Origin of the sequence: Echinicola arenosa, from assembly GCF_014841125.1 — a bacterium.
In the GTDB taxonomy this organism is placed as follows: Bacteria; Bacteroidota; Bacteroidia; order Cytophagales; family Cyclobacteriaceae; genus Echinicola; species Echinicola arenosa.
On record NZ_JACYTQ010000002.1, the window covers coordinates 609,260 to 625,393 of the forward strand.

15 protein-coding genes are annotated in these 16,134 nt (G+C 40.3%); 4 read left to right on the plus strand and 11 right to left on the minus strand.

Going from position 1 to position 16,134, the window contains the following annotated elements; all coding sequences use genetic code 11:
- The first annotated feature begins 47 nt into the window (after positions 1-47).
- Complete coding sequence (locus tag IFO69_RS07325; RefSeq protein ID WP_192009412.1) at positions 48-1,634, plus strand: ArnT family glycosyltransferase; 1,587 nt, start codon at positions 48-50, stop codon at positions 1,632-1,634.
- Here the strand turns inward: IFO69_RS07325 and IFO69_RS07330 are convergent.
- The 6 genes from IFO69_RS07330 to IFO69_RS07355 form a co-directional block, all read right to left on the minus strand.
- Entirely contained in the window at positions 1,628-3,139 is a 1,512-nt protein-coding gene (locus IFO69_RS07330) for an ArnT family glycosyltransferase (protein ID WP_192009413.1), read from the minus strand. The genes IFO69_RS07325 and IFO69_RS07330 overlap by 7 nt on opposite strands.
- 135 nt (positions 3,140-3,274) lie before the next feature.
- Positions 3,275-3,970, minus strand: coding sequence for a phosphatase PAP2 family protein (locus IFO69_RS07335; RefSeq protein WP_192009414.1), 696 nt, complete (start codon positions 3,968-3,970; stop codon positions 3,275-3,277).
- A gap of 165 nt (positions 3,971-4,135) precedes the next feature.
- Positions 4,136-4,441 (minus strand): ribosome hibernation-promoting factor, HPF/YfiA family, encoded by a 306-nt coding sequence (hpf, locus tag IFO69_RS07340; RefSeq protein ID WP_192009415.1) that lies wholly within the window; start codon positions 4,439-4,441, stop codon positions 4,136-4,138.
- A 31-nt stretch (positions 4,442-4,472) separates the two neighbouring features.
- Entirely contained in the window at positions 4,473-5,357 is an 885-nt protein-coding gene (locus IFO69_RS07345; protein ID WP_192009416.1) for a tyrosine-type recombinase/integrase, read from the minus strand.
- Between the two features lie 55 nt (positions 5,358-5,412).
- Positions 5,413-5,607 carry a 30S ribosomal protein S21 gene (gene rpsU, locus IFO69_RS07350; RefSeq protein ID WP_192009417.1) on the minus strand — a complete coding sequence of 65 codons (195 nt, stop codon included), beginning with the start codon at positions 5,605-5,607 and terminating at the stop codon, positions 5,413-5,415.
- A gap of 112 nt (positions 5,608-5,719) precedes the next feature.
- Positions 5,720-6,859 (minus strand): acyl-CoA dehydrogenase family protein, encoded by a 1,140-nt coding sequence (locus IFO69_RS07355; RefSeq protein WP_192009838.1) that lies wholly within the window; start codon positions 6,857-6,859, stop codon positions 5,720-5,722.
- A gap of 217 nt (positions 6,860-7,076) precedes the next feature.
- Here IFO69_RS07355 and galE point away from each other — a divergent pair, with 217 nt between their 5' ends.
- Both galE and IFO69_RS07365 read left to right on the plus strand, forming a co-directional pair.
- Positions 7,077-8,090 (plus strand): UDP-glucose 4-epimerase GalE, encoded by a 1,014-nt coding sequence (galE, locus tag IFO69_RS07360; RefSeq protein ID WP_192009418.1) that lies wholly within the window; start codon positions 7,077-7,079, stop codon positions 8,088-8,090.
- A 296-nt stretch (positions 8,091-8,386) separates the two neighbouring features.
- A complete protein-coding gene (locus tag IFO69_RS07365; RefSeq protein WP_192009419.1) occupies positions 8,387-9,022 on the plus strand; it encodes a DUF2306 domain-containing protein in 636 nt (211 codons plus the stop codon).
- Here the strand turns inward: IFO69_RS07365 and IFO69_RS07370 are convergent, their stop codons facing one another.
- From IFO69_RS07370 to IFO69_RS07380, 3 genes are read right to left on the minus strand one after another with little or no spacing between them, the layout of a single operon-like run.
- The gene (locus IFO69_RS07370) at positions 9,023-9,322 is read right to left on the minus strand and encodes a winged helix-turn-helix domain-containing protein (protein WP_192009420.1); all 300 of its coding nucleotides are present in this window, start codon (positions 9,320-9,322) and stop codon (positions 9,023-9,025) included.
- A complete protein-coding gene (locus IFO69_RS07375) occupies positions 9,315-9,902 on the minus strand; it encodes a hypothetical protein (protein ID WP_192009421.1) in 588 nt (195 codons plus the stop codon). The genes IFO69_RS07370 and IFO69_RS07375 overlap by 8 nt, the downstream gene beginning before the upstream one ends.
- Before the next feature lie 6 nt (positions 9,903-9,908).
- Positions 9,909-10,418, minus strand: coding sequence for a hypothetical protein (locus IFO69_RS07380; protein ID WP_192009422.1), 510 nt, complete (start codon positions 10,416-10,418; stop codon positions 9,909-9,911).
- A 152-nt stretch (positions 10,419-10,570) separates the two neighbouring features.
- On the opposite strand from IFO69_RS07380, the gene IFO69_RS07385 reads away from it, so the two are divergent.
- Positions 10,571-11,731: a hypothetical protein gene (locus tag IFO69_RS07385; RefSeq protein ID WP_192009423.1), complete on the plus strand. Its 1,161-nt coding sequence runs from the start codon at positions 10,571-10,573 to the stop codon at positions 11,729-11,731.
- Positions 11,732-11,738: 7 nt separating this feature from the next.
- Here IFO69_RS07385 and IFO69_RS07390 read toward each other — a convergent pair whose 3' ends face one another.
- Both IFO69_RS07390 and IFO69_RS07395 read right to left on the minus strand, forming a co-directional pair.
- Positions 11,739-14,477, minus strand: a complete 2,739-nt coding sequence (locus IFO69_RS07390) for a glycoside hydrolase family 78 protein (protein ID WP_225444040.1) — start codon at positions 14,475-14,477, stop codon at positions 11,739-11,741.
- Positions 14,478-14,572: 95 nt separating this feature from the next.
- A complete protein-coding gene (locus IFO69_RS07395) occupies positions 14,573-16,126 on the minus strand; it encodes an MGH1-like glycoside hydrolase domain-containing protein (protein ID WP_192009424.1) in 1,554 nt (517 codons plus the stop codon).
- Positions 16,127-16,134 lie beyond the last annotated feature (8 nt).

The following is a 16,134-nucleotide window of genomic DNA, read 5'->3' on the forward strand; positions in this document are numbered from 1 at the left end:
AAAGCTTTCTTGACATTACCTTGATTTTATTGATTTAATTTTGGAGTATGGAAAAAGTTTTGAATCGAAAAAAGTATGTGGAATGGGCACTGCTCCTACTGTCTTTGATACTTCACTTTTCCAATATTTCAGGCCTGAGCATCTATGCCCTAGACGAGGCTAAAAATGCTACAGCCGCCATTGAGATGATGCAAAATAAAGACTGGATCATTCCTACTTTCAATGGTGAATATAGATTTGACAAACCTCCCTTACATTATTACTTCTTTATACTTTCCTATCAGGTTTTTGGAATCAGTGAATTTTCTGCTAGGTTTTTTCCTGCGCTATTTGGCTTTTTGACCACCTACATAACCTTTCGCTTTACAAAAAGAAATGTAGGCTTCAAGGCCGGAATACTGTCACTTCTTGTTTTAACGTCCTCTTTGCACTGGTACATCCAATTTCATATGGCTGTTCCCGACCCTTTTCTAATATTTTTCATGACCAGTGCGCTCATGCTTTTCTATAAATGGTCGAAATCAGGATTCCGGTCAAAGAAATACATGTTGGCCATATATGCCTCCTTAGCTTTGGCTACCTTAAGTAAAGGACCTGTAGGAGTTGCCCTGCCAGTTTTGGCCATGTTGATCTACTCTCTCTCTGTCAACTTACTCAATTCGAAACGCCTTGTAAGGATTTTCCATCCTGTTGGGTTGTCTCTTTTCTTCCTGATAGCCTTGCCTTGGTACATTTTGGTTGCCACAAAGACCAATGGACTTTGGGTAGAAGAGTTTTTCTTTAAGCACAATCTGGGAAGGTTCTCAGCCCCCATGGAAGGGCATGGAGGCGGTTTTTGGCTTACGTGGATATATGTGGCAGCGGGAATGCTTCCTTTTGCCTTTTTTATACCCCAAAGCTTTTGGCATACCATTAAGTTCCGAACTAATAAACTAACAACTTTTTCCTTGATAGCCAGTATTACCATCATCGTTTTCTTTATGATGGCCGGTACCAAATTGCCAAATTACACTGTTCCTGCCTATCCATTTATCGCTATTTTAATTGGTAACTATCTATCTTGGCTAGTAACCAAACATAAAGTTCAGCGACTAAAAACCCCGGTATTGCTCTATGCAGTTTTGATCTTGATACTTCCTTTCGGTATTTATCATGGGCTTAAAAGTGATCCTAACCTTCAAATTCCCAAATCAATGCTTTGGCTTTTGATGGCCCCTTATCTCGCCCTACCAACTCTCATAATTGGTTACTTCAGAAATAAAGTGTGGCCAGTTCTGCTCAGTATGGGCTCTGGCTTTATGATTCTTTCTTTGGTTTTCTTTTGGTGGGCATTTCCAAAAGTTGACCAACAAAACCCTGTGCTCATTGCCAAAGACTTACAACAAAACATGCAGGAGTCGAACTTGTATTACTTTAAAATATTCAATCCGGCCTTTTCATTTTACCTGCAAAGACCAATTCAAGATTTGCAGTCAGATCTTCAGCCTCAAAAAGCAGAAGGCTATTTGATCACTAGAAAGCGTTACCTTGAAGAGCTCAAAGTGCAGGGCATAAACTATGAGCCTATTTTTGAAGGAAAAGACCTTTTTGAGTCTCCTACAACCATTATTGTTAAGCTTTTACCTGATCAATAAGAATCCGTTTTTACCTCTTCAATATGCTGCAGGTCTTTATAGATTTCTAGGCTAAAAGTTTTGACAGTGTCTCCTCTATAAACAGCAAAGTAGGTTTCTTTCAAAATCCTTTCTTTAAAACCCGCAATGATTTCTGGTCGGTCAGCCGTGCCCCACTGCAGATAAACTCCATCGTAACCTTGGTTTTCAAATTGCTCAATTCCTGGCCAAAGATCAAACTGGTTCTTTCTCCTCCCCAGATTGATTGTGAAAGTTTGGGGATTATCCTCCACATAGAAAGCCATTTCTGAGGCCAAATGATAACTATCACTAAAGATAAATTGCTTGTCCAATGAAAGTGAGTCAATCAAAAAGTCAATCCTTTCTCCCATTTCCCTAAACCCTGCCAAACGTGCAAGCGGATCTTTATCCGGCCGCAGGACTTTTTTGAAGCCGATGGCATCTAAAGGAGCAGGTTTCATGATCAATATCAACAAAACACCTGATATGCCTGTAGCATATGTTGCATATTTTCTCCAGCCCGAACTGGCTAATTGCAACACATAGGACATTGCAATAGACAGGTTCACATAAGCAAAAGCAGGCCAATTAACTTCTACTCTTTTGGTGATAGAAATCAAAAAAAACAAACACCAAACACCTATGGCAGGTAGCATGATAAAAAGCACTTGCCGCTCTTTATGCTTAATCACTCTTCGAATGGACATCACCAAAAAAGGAATGAAAAAAGCCGAAATAATCCCCAGCTGACCACCAGCATATTCAGAAACATATTTCATCGATTCCCCAAAATCAAAAGGTTTGCTTTCGCCTTCCACACCACCAAGTGTTCCCACATGCCTGAAAGTCACAAAATCATTTTGAAAATTCCAGACAATAATGGGAATGAAAGAAAGAGCAAAGACCAGGCAATAGACATAAAAACCTTTTTGCTTCAGCTGCTTGGCATCCACCAATAGTAGATACACAAAAATCAAAGGTATAGCCAAGACCATAGTGTTCTTTGAAAGCATGCCCATGGCACTGGCCAAACCTGCGTAAACCCAGTGGGAAGTCTTCCGCGTCTCTGTAGCCATCCAAAGCCAATAGAAGCTCAATGCCCAAAAGAAAAGCAAAGAAGAATCCGTTGTATGAAAGAATGAAGCTAAATGAAAATAAGGCATCACCACCAACATCAAAGCAGCCCAAAACCCAACCTGGGCAGATTTGAACATTTTCAAGCCAAGCTCAAAAACAATCCAGGCTGTTCCTGCAGAAAACAGTACCGCACTTAACCTGACAGCCACATCAGTGTTCCCAAAAATTCCTGTAAAAATGAAATTGTATACCGCGACCATTAATGGTTTTGAGTAATAATTCCAATCCAGATTTTGTCCCCACAGCCAATACTGAGTCTCTTCAGAAAACAAACTCAAAGAAGTAGTAGCAGTAAAAAGAATCTTGAAAAATGTAATGATGCCCAATATAATGAGCAAATACGACCTGTATTGTTTCGTTTTGTCCATATTGCTATTTTTCAGAATCGGGTCAAATGGTAATATTAAACCCTACTTCCAATTGTGCTACAAAACTGCAAAAAAACAGACCAGAAAGCAGCAAAAAACTGTAATATTTAAGATTCATTGAGCTTTTATCACTAATCACTTAGGTTCGGTGGAAGCTTGAACCTCTGGTTTCAAATGAGAAAGCGCCACTTTTTTCTTTGGTAACAATCCTCTTTTGAAATCCCTTCCCTTAAAATACTTCCTAACTATTACCCTCGCCAATAGGGCTGATCCCACTCCCAATATTGACCCTGCCATTACATCCCCAATGAAATGCTGCATCAGATAAACCCTGCTAAAACCTACCGTCACTGCTATTAAAACCATTAACACTTGATAGCGATGTCGTTTAGGAAAAATCATGGCCAGCATGGTGGTAAGAGCAAAAGCGGTAGCCGTATGGCCTGATGGAAAAGAGTGCCAATGGTGCATTGTCACTCCTGCCACTTGTACCAAATCAATATCCTTAAAAAATGCTGCCGGCCGTGGTGCATTCAAAAAAACCAATTGTTTCAAAACAACACAAACTATCATATGAATAGCAGCATTGAACACACAAAGCAGTGCATACCCATATCTAAAAAGTAACAGGACCGGAAAAACAGCTAAAAAAACCAAACCATCTCCCAAGTAGGTAATATTAGAAAAGAACAAATCGGCCAATAAAAAATGATGCCGATTAACAAAAAGCTCGTAATCCCCTTTGGGCGCATTCAGTAAAACAATCCCGCCTATTATTAGTGTAAAAAAATAAAAGAATATATAAACCGATGGTATTGATTTCCTTTTCATCTTCTTGATTTACTTCAAAGGTAAAAGGCTAAAATCAATTGGGAGTTAGGTAAAAATCATGGATTGATTAACAAATAAAACAAGCTTAAATGACTGGTTACCAAAAAACAAACCCCACTCACTTGAGTAGGGTTTGTCATTGCATTATTAAATTGGGTTATATTGTCATTGTCGTGCTAAAACTAACTTCTCTTTGAATTTTTTGATCTGTCTTCTCAAACCTTCAATCGCTTCATCAGCAGCTCCCTCGAAAGAATCCGTTTGATGCTTTGCAAAAAACTGCTTACCCGGTACATTCAATTTGATTTCAACGATCTTGTTCTCGTTTTTCTCGTTTTTGTCAAGTCTCATAAATACTTCCCCGTCGATAATGCGATCATAATAAGTATCCAGCTTATCAGCTTTTTTCTGGATAAAATCAATCAGTTTTTGATCGGCGTCGAAATGGATTGAATGCATTTGTAATTTCATAATTTTAACAGTTTAAAAGTTAAACTTTTATTTAAGCTTTAGGATGTGCTTGATCAAACACAGCCTTCAGTTTTTCCATTGAATTGTGGGTGTACACCTGTGTGGCAGCAAGATTGGCATGGCCCAAAAGATCCTTTACAGCATTTAGATCGGCTCCCTTATTGAGCAGATGAGTCGCAAAAGTATGTCTCAGAAGGTGAGGGCTACGCTTGGACGTCTGCGCAAAAAGGTCTAAATATTTCCTCACTATCCTGTAAATCTTCATAGGGTAAGCTTGCTTTCTAGAATTATTAACGATAAAATAATCACTCTCGTTTACATTTGAAAATGTTTCTTCAAATACTTTCCTGTACGAAATAATATTCTTTCCTAACACGACTGTAAGAGGGATTATTCGTTCTTTCTTGCGCTTCCCGTACACTTTTACCGTTTGCCCTTGAAGATCAATATCTTGCCATTTGATCGCCAATAACTCAGCTAATCTGACTCCTGTTAGGTAAAGGAATTCCATCACCATCTTATCACGCTGACCATCAAAGTCTTGCCCATAATCAATCTCATTGAGAATTTTCTCCATGGAGGTTTCCTGCACAAATTCCGGTAATTTTTTTGGCGTTTTGAGCGCTTTTAATTTATAGGTAGGATCCTTGCTGATTTCTCCTGAGCGGAGTAAAAATTTATAAAAAGACCTTAAAGTGGCCATTTTTCTATTGACAGTGGTGGCAGAAAGCCCTCCCTCCACTAAATCTACTATCCAGGCCCTGATCTCTCCATGACCAGCAGATTCCAAATTCTCCATCCCAAAGGATAGTTTTAAAAATTCCTGGAACTGCTCCAGGTCCTTCTGGTAGGCCAGAACCGTGTGCGCACTGGCTCTCTTCTCGTGCTCTAGATAGTTTATAAATGAAAAAAGCATATCAGTGTATTGAAACACCAATATGCTCATTTATTTCTGAGAAAGGAAATATTAATTATTTACTTTCTTCGTCCTGCATTCTTTGCTTGTAGGCGGCTTTGATTACCTCTGTTCTTCTTTTCACAGATGGTTTCTCGAAATGTTGACGAGATCTCAATTCACGGATTGCTCCAGTTCTATCAAACTTCTTTTTGAAACGCTTAAGCGCTTTTTCGATAGATTCGTTCTCTTTTACGTTTACTACGATCATAATTTTACACCCCCTTTCGTGCTGCAAATGTAGAAAGATAGTTTCGTAAAACAAAATATTCTTCCAAATCAGGCTTTTAGGGCTTCAATTTTTTGAATGGGCCGTCAGCATTTTACTTCAAAATCTCTCTGGAGATAACCAACTTTTGGATTTCAGAAGTTCCTTCTCCAATGGTACACAATTTGGCATCCCTATAATATTTCTCCACCGGATAGTCTTTAGTAAAACCATAACCTCCAAAAATTTGCACCGCTTCATTGGCCAGCTCCACCGCCACTTCAGAAGCATAGTACTTGGCCTTTGCACTAGCCAGGGTAACAAACTCTCCCCGATTCTTTAAGTCTGCGGCTTTAAAGGTTAAAAGCTTTGCAGCTTCTAGCTTAGTCGCCATGTCTGCCAATTTAAATGAAATTCCCTGATAGGAACTGATAGGATTATTGAACTGGTGACGCTCTTTGGCATATTGTATAGCTGCTTCCAAGGCGCCTTCAGCAATGCCCAAAGACAAAGCCGCGATCGAAATCCTCCCTCCATCTAAAACCTTCATGGACTGGATAAACCCTTCTCCCACATCCCCCAAAACTTGGGTTTTGTGCACCTTGCAATCCTCAAAAACCAACTCTGCCGTCTCTGAGGTTCTCATTCCCAGCTTATCCTCCTTTCTTCCTCCTTTAAATCCATCCATGCCCTTTTCCAGTACAAAAGCAGTCATCCCATGTTTATCTCCCTTTTCACCAGTTCTGGCAATCACCACGGCCACATCTCCAGAAACTCCATGCGTAATGAAATTTTTAGCACCGTTAAGGACAAAGTAATCCCCATCCATTACGGCTGTTGTCTTCATATTGGCAGCATCTGAACCGGTATTGGGCTCAGTCAAACCCCATGCTCCCAAATACTCACAGGAAGCCAACTTGGGCAAATACTTTTGCTTTTGTTCCTCATTGCCAAAAAGCATAATGTGCCCAGAGCAAAGTGAATTGTGGGCCGCCATAGAAAGTCCAATCCCTGGATCCAACTTGGCCAATTCTAAAATAGCTGTCACATACTCATTGTAACTGAAGCCACTTCCTCCATAGGCTTCGGGGATCAACACTCCCATCAAACCCAGTTCACCTAGCTGCTTAAAAAGTGGTAAAGGAAAAATCTGCGCATCATCCCATTCTTTTCGTTTGGGGGTAATTTCCTTAGCACCAAAGTCTCTAATCATTTGAGCGATCATCCTTTGGTTTTCATTCAAATCAAAGTTCATCATGTTTCTGCTATTTTCTGGGTTATATTCCTGATGGTCAAAAAAATCTTAAATGATCTTCCTATCAACCTGTTCTACCTAAGGTATTAACTTCCAAGCAAAAAATTAGTTTTACCGATTAAAAAGCAATAAAAATTTTAACACATACCTGATTGCTTTATATTTGCTCAGACATCAAAAAAGCCAACCCATTAACCCTGGTAAAGACAAAATATTCATGCAACAAATTTTAATTACAGGAGGAGCAGGTTATATAGGATCCCACACTGCCGTAGCACTGGTTAACGCCGGTTTTGAACCGATTATCATCGACAACTTTTCAAATTCCAACAAGAAGGTCCTCGATGGGCTGGAAAAAATCCTTAACCAATCCATCAAATGCTATGAAGGAGATTGTAATGACCGTGAATTGATGCGTCAAATTTTCAGTGAAAACAATCTATCTGGCGTCATTCACTTTGCTGCCTCCAAAGCGGTAGGAGAGAGCACGCAAATTCCTTTAAAGTACTACAGCAATAACATCAATTCGCTGATCATTTTACTGGAAACCATGAAGGAGTTTAAAGTCAAAGACATCGTATTCTCTTCCTCATGCACTGTCTATGGACAGCCTGATGAACTGCCTGTAAAAGAGTCTACTCCTCGTAAAGACGCAGAAAGCCCTTATGGCAACACCAAAAAAATCTGCGAAGACATCCTGATAGACCATGTAAAAAGCGGTGCGAAAGCCAGGGTAGTGGCCTTGCGCTATTTCAATCCGATCGGCGCACACCCTTCTTCTCTTATTGGAGAATTGCCCCTTGGAGTTCCTGCCAATCTGATTCCTTTCGTCACCCAGACAGGTGCAGGCATTAGAGAAAAAATCACGGTTTTTGGAGATGATTACGACACACTCGATGGCACCTGTGTCAGAGATTACATCCATGTCATGGATCTTGCTGATGCTCATGTCAAATCTATCCAATTTCTAGCAGATAAACAGGACAGCTTTTTTGATCTTTTCAATGTGGGCACGGGAAATGGAAATACCGTGATGGAAGTGATCAAAGCTTTTGAGAAAGTAAGCGGAGCACCTCTAAACTATGAGATTGGGCCAAGGAGATCTGGAGACATTGAAAAAGTATGGGCCAATACTGACAAAGTCAGCAAAGTATTGGGCTGGATTCCTCAATACAACTTGGAAGATGCCTTAAAAGATGCCTGGAACTGGCAAGTTAGCTTGGAAAAATAATCCTAAACCTTCTAATCCTGTTAGCAGATAGTACAGGACGGTTTTTAATATTGATATCACTAAGTTTATCCTATAATTAATTTTAAAAGTTTTAAAATTTTAATTAGGGGTTTATTAATCGAAAACCATTTGCTTCCTAAGCAAATGGTTTTTATTTTTTAAATGTCTAAATCATCAAACAACTCAATCTTCACCTTTATACAAACCACTTATTATCAATACTTAAATCAAATAAACAGGCAACTTTTTATATATTAGCTATCAACACGCAAACCGCAACATCATACATTTAAGGCATGGAAACACTTTTTAACTTTTTGCTAGGCCTTCACATTGCTGGAGGCGCAGCTGGATTAATTTCCGGAACCATCAATATGATCAGAAAAAAAGGTGATATCAGGCACAAGAAGACTGGAAAAATCTTTTTTAGGACCATGCTGCTTGCTGGATTGACTGCTTTGGTTTTGGCCAGTATCCACCCGAATCAGTTCCTCTTTACCATCGGAATTTTCACCTTGTACATGTTGGGTTCAGGATACCGCTACCTATACCTGAGGGCGCAGCAACCCCAAGCAAATTGGATAGATTGGAGCCTATCGATCTTTATGATTGTATTTGGGTTATTATTCTTTGCTCAAGGGGTACAAAACCTATTGCATAATAATTATTTTGGGATTGCCTTGTTTGTTTTTGGAGGTATTGGACTTTCCATGTCCATGAATGACATCCGTTTCTACCGTGGCAAAGTCAGGAGTAAAAACTTCTGGTTGAGAGGGCATATCGCAAGAATGTGCGGAACGTATATTGCCAGTCTAACCGCATTTTTAGTGGTCAACATCCATTTTCTCCCCGCCTTGCTGATTTGGCTACTTCCCACGGTGATTATTACTCCATTGATCGTAAAATGGAGTAGAAAGTACGAAAAAGCCTGATTATTTCCCTTCCTTGTTCACTTGGATATAGTCTTCTAAAGCTTTCACATAGGTCTCAAAAGCCTGCTTTCCCTCCTTGGTGAGTGCACAAGTGGTCAATGGAAAATTCTCTCGGAAAGATTTCTCCACTGCCACATAGCCAGCTGCTTTAAGTTTGGTAATCTGTACAGAAAGGTTCCCTGCAGTCGCCCCTGTTTTTTCTTTGATATAAGTAAATTCCGCTTCCTCCACGCTCATCAGTAAAGATACTATCGCCAATCTTAACTGGCTATGGAGTACCGGATCGAGTGCTTTAAACATCCGCTAAAGTTGGTTTAGGCTTCATCAAATGAGCCGGAATAATATAACTGACCACCACAGCCAGCATTAATAGTAACAGTTGGTATTGGAAAGGCTGGTAAAAGGCCCAAAAGCCACACAAGGTACTCCCAATTCCGCCCCAAATCAATGCTTTGTAGCGCAAGGTCATTCCTGTGGCATAGCACGCTGTACCATACAGGATCATAAAAAACGGATATACTGCATGCCAACCAATCTCAAACGCCCCAAAAAGCAATACAATAATTGCCATGCCCATGCCTCCCCAAATTCCAGCCATTACCCTACCCATATAAGTTTTTACCATGGCTTGCTTCTTCCTTTTGCCCAGGTATAGAAAGTGCACCACTGCCCCAAACGCCATCACCGTCCAGACCATGTAGGCTTGCGGCATCTCTAAAACGAAGGCCATCAAATAATGAGCAGCCGCTACTCCCAAGGTCAGATAGCCCCACATAAAATAGAGGAAACGGTCTTGGTAAATACTGTATCGCGTCGACTCCACCATGGAGCGAATCAAGTGGATACTATCACGCTCATCCCAATTTTTATCAGTTTCCATCTTTTATTATTTTTTATCCAAGGTCATTTCAAAACTCGGGTACCACTTTTCTCCATTGGGAGAGTATTGGCCTACTTCGTGCCACTGCCCTTGATCATTGAGAGAAATTTCATATTTAATCTTCCCACCCTGCGGTATGTCAAAACCCCATTCAAAATGATCCTGCCCCAATTCTTTAAGATAGGCATCTGTACTTTGGCCATTGGCACGCCACGCTTTCATCTCATATCCCTCCTTCCATTCATTATAAGTAATGACAGCGACAGCATTAAAGGCCAAACTATCCCCTTGGTATCCTTTCCCTTCAATAAAAAGCATCTTACCTCCTAGCTTGTAGGAGACATCTTCATGCTGATCAAGGTTCATCTGCTGTCCAGGCCCCTGCATGGCCATGGCCTTACCTTCCCACTTCCCTTCCAAAAAAGCCAATTTCTTCATGGCTTCATCAGCCTTTTCCTGTGCCATCACCCCAAAGGATGCCATCAGTAAAACAGTCAAACACAATATTTTTTTCATATCTGTTTTTTTTTTAAAGTTAAATATATCTCCAATATAAAGTAGTTTATAATATAAACCAATTTTTAAATGATTTATTTTTAATGACTTACAAACTTGACTACAATTAACTATTTAACTAGTTTATATTAAATTTACTAAACCCCAAGCTTATGAAGTGGTTCGATTATTTATGTTTGGTTACATTTTTTTGTGCCTGCCAGTCCAAGGCTTTCAAAACGGAGAAGGAGTATAAAATAGTCGCCTCAGAGAGCTTTGTGGATTTTGGAGAACACATGGTCACTCCAAAGACATTTAATCCTACTATAGCTAATTACAAGGGTAAAAATGCCCATATTTTTATTGACCAGAATCTTCAGATTGTCATTAGTGACCTGGATAGAAAGGAACTGATTGAGATCATTCCTTTACAAAGAGGTGATGGCCCCAGAATGCTCCATTCTCATCCTAATAAGGCCATTCCACTTCAAAAAAAACATTTTCTTATTACCACTTTATCCTTTTTCTACATTGTTGACAAAGAAGGAGATGTTATCAAAAAAATTAATCTTGAAAAAATAGTTGAAGATCAGTTTTTTAGAAATCAAGAAGATCATTTCTTTATAACAGCAAGATCTTCCTACTGTAAGATTAAGGAGAATGAGTTAATATTTAGTTTATCAAGAAACTTACCTATGAGCGGCCCCGTGCCCGCCAAGGCTTATCCCAATTTCCCTCTCTTTATACAATTAAAAATAAATCCTGATAATTGGCAAATAGAGTGGAAATTATTGGACGTTTCCTTTCCTGAGGAATTTGTAAAATCCACTTCGCTTTCTTATTGGCATGATGAAAGCCCTCAATACTTAATTGAGGGAAAACGTCTTATTTATTTCTTCCGCTTCTCCTCAAAACTCTTCTTTCACGACTTAGAGACGGGGAAGAAGAGTTCTTTGGAATTAAACATTGAAGATGCCCCTTACACCTCCTCTCCCGCATCCAGCCCAGAAGAAGGCAATAAAATTTTAAAATACGCTTTTCTCGACACCTATATAGATACAATTAACAAAGTAATATATCGAATTCATCAAAACCGAAATTTCCAAGACCCTATGTGTAGTGAGCGAATCCTAAATTCCTATAGTTTAGAAGGAAAACCACTTGTTTCTCATTCATTAGGGACAATCAAAGAGCATCTGTATTCAGGAATGTTTGGCTACAAAGACCAATACTACCTCACACCTTTCGAGCCAAGTACTTCAGAAGAACATTTGGAGTTCTTCCAGTTCAAACAGGTAGAGAAAAACCAGCATTTATCTTTTGAGACAAATTAATTCCAAACTAAAAAACAAACTCATACTCGCCTGAACCCAAGCTCACTTCCTTTTGACCTTCTGGTAGGATCTTCCCATCCAAACTAACTTTAGTGACAATGTCTTGGGGCAAAACTACTTTGGCCGTAGTATTTACCGGTACTTTTACTTTCCATATAATCCTCTTGCCTTTGCGTTCCCAATGGCTTCCAATTTCTCCATAGGAGGAATCAAAGGAAGCCCTGACATAGTCCAACCCTTCCACAAATGTCGGCTGCAAGCTGATGGCCTTAAAACCTGGGCTTTCATCACCAGGCCTGATTCCGGCCAAGTATTCATAATACCACACCATCAGATCCCCTAACAACATGGTGTGGTTTTGTGAATTCATACTTGCTTTGGCCACATTCCCGTGCCAAAGCTCCCAAATGGTAGTCGCTCCATTTTCAATCATATATCCCCAACTTGGATACGTACGATTGGTAGCCAACTTCAAAGCCAAGTCAGCTCTGCCATAATCACTTAATGTCCTCATCAGCCATTGGGTACCGATCAACCCAGTACTCAAGTGCCCCTTATTTTTCACCTCAATTGTCTCTACAAGGTGGTCAAATACTTTTTGCTCATTGGACTCACTCACCATACCGAAAGCCAAGGGAAGCAAATTATCGGTCATCTTGTTATCTCCATAATAACCTTCCTCCTGATAGAACTCCTGTTGAAATGCCTTTCCTACCTTATCCTTCAAAACTTGGTAGGCCTCTATATCCTCTCTAATTCCTGTTAACCTGGCAAACTTGCTCATCATCTCCATAAAATAATAATAGTAGGCAGTAGAGATCAATGCACTTGGCCGCTTTACATCTGCATTTTGTCCAGTTCCGGCCGCTATTGTGGGAGGAGGAACTACCCAATCCCCGTAACTGTCTTTCGTAACGATATAGTCTTCATTCATATATCGAGTAGCCATATAGTCCAGCCATTTTTTCATGGCCGGATAATGATGAACCAGCACACTCGTATCTCCTGTATGATCAAAAAGCATGTTGGCAATCATCAAATAGGTGCCTGGCCAAGTCATATTATCGCTGTAATAGCGCCAATAGGCCGGAGCTACATCTGGAATACTTCCATCTTCCTTTTGAGAAAGCCGAATGTCTTCCAGCCATTTTTTGTATAGCCTGACATTGTCAAACATATAGTTTTCACCATGAGCCCCAACCGCCCGATCACCCAACCACGGTTGCCGCTCATTTCTTTGCGGACAATCCACAGGCATCCCTTTGTAGTTGCCTGCTATTCCCCACCAAGCGTTTTGATAAATCTGGTTAAGCGTTTCATCAGAGGTTTCAAAATGGCCGACTGTTGCAATATCATCATAGACCATCTTCCCCACAAAATCACTTAATTGAGGTATTCCCGGGTAGTTACTGACCTCCACAAACCGAAATCCATGATAGGTAAAGTTGGGTTCCCAAACCTCTTCTTCAGCGCCTTTGAGGACATAAGTGTCGGTTACCTTTGCATCACGAAGATTGGTCACAAACAATTCTCCATTATCCTCCAAGGATTCTGCAAATCTCAGCTTGACAGTATCTCCTTGTTCACCCCGCACTTTCAGCTGCAACCAGCCCACCATATTTTGTCCCATATCCAATATATAGCGATTCTGATCCAATGGAGTAATGGAAACAGGCATCACTTCTTGCATCACTTTCATGTTTTCATTCAATTGCGCCTCAAAATCCCCTCTTGGCTCTTGGACATACTCGGCTTGCAACCAGCTTGAGTCATCAAAACCTACCTGATCCCATCCGTCAAATTCCTTGTTGGCATCATAGTATTCTCCATCATATTCATTATTGTTCCGAATAGGGCCATCCGCAGTACCTTTCCATTGGTCATTGGAAGAAATAACTTCTCGGCTTCCATCTTTATACCGGATTACCAATTGAAACAGTAATTTGGGAAAACCAAAATTTTTAATTTTATAAGGCTTATAATTTTGGCGCATGGTGAAATAGCGACCATTTCCCAGTACCACGCCAATGGCATTATCAGAATTGGATTGAACGAGCTGGGTAATATCATAAGTATTGTACTTGACGTTCTGCGTATAATCGGTTGGTGTCGGGGCAAGCACAGCATCCCCCACCTTGTGCCCATTGATATTCAACTCATACAAGCCCAATCCAATAATATATGCAGTGGCTTCCTCAACCTGTTTGTCCGCCTTAAACTCCTTTCTAAAATAACGAGCACCCAAAGTTGGGAAAGTAGATATCTTCTCCCAGGGAAAAGCGCGGTCAAAGCCTATCCATCTTCCTTTCCAATCCTTATAATACAATAACCCCACACGCCAATATGCCTCTTCACTCCAAACACTCTCACCATGATTGGTCCAAACCCTAACTTTCCAATAGCATTTAGTATCACTCGCCAAATCTTTTCCGGCATATTTCACCATAACACTTTCATCGGAATCTACCCTGCCAGAATTCCACAAGTCAGCCTTCTCAGGACTTAGTAAATCAGGTGATGAGGCCACCAAAATCTGATAGGCTGTTTGATAGGTATTGCTTATAGAGGTATTAATTTTCCAACTCAATCGAGGCTGCTTTACATCAATGCCTTCCGGGTTTTGCAGCGTTTCAGTTCGCAAGGAATTTATGCTCAAATCAACTGAACCTACATTTTCCCCAATAGCCAATGACACATACATGCCAATGCTAAAAAACAAGGTCAAAATTGCTTTGGTATAAATCATAACAGCATTGCTTTTATTCAAGGCTCCGATAAATTAAAAAAGAGGCTCCATCAATGCAAAGCCCCATTTTTAAACTATCAACCTATATTAAATCTCTATCTTTTCACTTCTAAACGTGTCAAATTATCCGAAGAGGCTACTTCCTTTCCATTGATCAGCACATGGAGCCCCTTTCCTTTTCCATACTTCTTCCCAGAAGCATCCCAAAATATGGTGAGAATATCTCCGCGATAAACCACATTATCCAAGCAAAACCAATCCCATTGATCTTCTGGAATCAAGGGGTCTACCACAACACTTCCATCATCTTGAGGCCTAAAACCCACCAAGCCTGTAATGATCAAATCATTGAAGGTCGAATGGTTATAGTACCTGCTTCGCTCCTGATCACCTTTCAACCAATAGCCTGTTTTTTCGTCCAGATATTCCCCAATATATGGCCTCCCTCGATAGTATTGAGACTCGACATATTTGTTCATTTGCCGAAAATAATCTGATTTACCAACCATCTCCTGATCATAGTTGATCAATAAATTGGCCATAGCTGTCATGGTTTGGGAAGTTGCAAAAGGCCAAACAGCACCATCCCATTCGCAATTACAGCAACCATGTGTCCTAAACTCAGGATGCCTACACTCTGCAGTGGTCAACCCAAAAGGAGCTAAAAAGCCGCCTTCATCTGTCACCTGATCCCAAGCTGCTGGGTAAGGTTTTTTATCATCGGGTAGATTAAAATACCACGGAATAAAGCCTATGGCTTCCCTAACTTCGGCAAAACCTCCTTTTTCTTTCACAGTTTCGAAAAACAAACTTTCTTGGTTCCAAAGTTGATCCTGTACTAATGATTTTATCTCATGTGCCTTTTTTTTGTAGGTGTCAGCTAGTTTACCATCGCCACTTACCTCAGCAATCCTTGCAATGGCCATTGCATTTCCATACATATAACTATTGATCGTAGGACGTACATTTTTCACATGCCTTCCCCCGCTCAAGGATTCTTCCATGCCATCTTTTACATCTATCTGCCAGAATAGTCCATCTTCTCTTTGTCTGTTATCTTCCCACCATTGGTATTCCTCCAGTAAGTCGGGAAGCATATCGATCAAATAGCTTTTATCTCCGCTTAGTTTATATCGGTTATATAAGGCATCTGCTGTCCAACTGCTGAAATTATGCAACTTAGCCATCGGCTTCCCTTCATTGCCCCTGTACCAGGTATGGACAATTTGATCCAAATATTTCGGATCATGAAGCCAACGGGACTCATAAATATGATGCCCTAATGCGCAACTGATCAAATTATACTTATCCGAATAAGACCGCTCGACCAAAAACTCGGTCATGGCATAACCCACTGGAGTTTCTTTTATATGCTTCCTAAGTGTCCACCACCTGTAATAAAAGATCTCCTCAAAATTTTGCTGAGGAGCTTCAAATAGTGGAATATTATCTTTCATCCAATCCCAAGACGCATTATCGGGAATGGCTTGCTGGATGTTTTCATCCTCCATCTGGTTGAAGTAATCCACATAATGCTTAAAATCTTCTTTTTGGAGAATGGCAGGTCCTTGTGCTAAGGCAGCATTCTTGCAAGCACCCAGACAGGATAAAATAATGGCAAAAAGAAAGGTTATTTTGGTATCAGACATTCCCAATA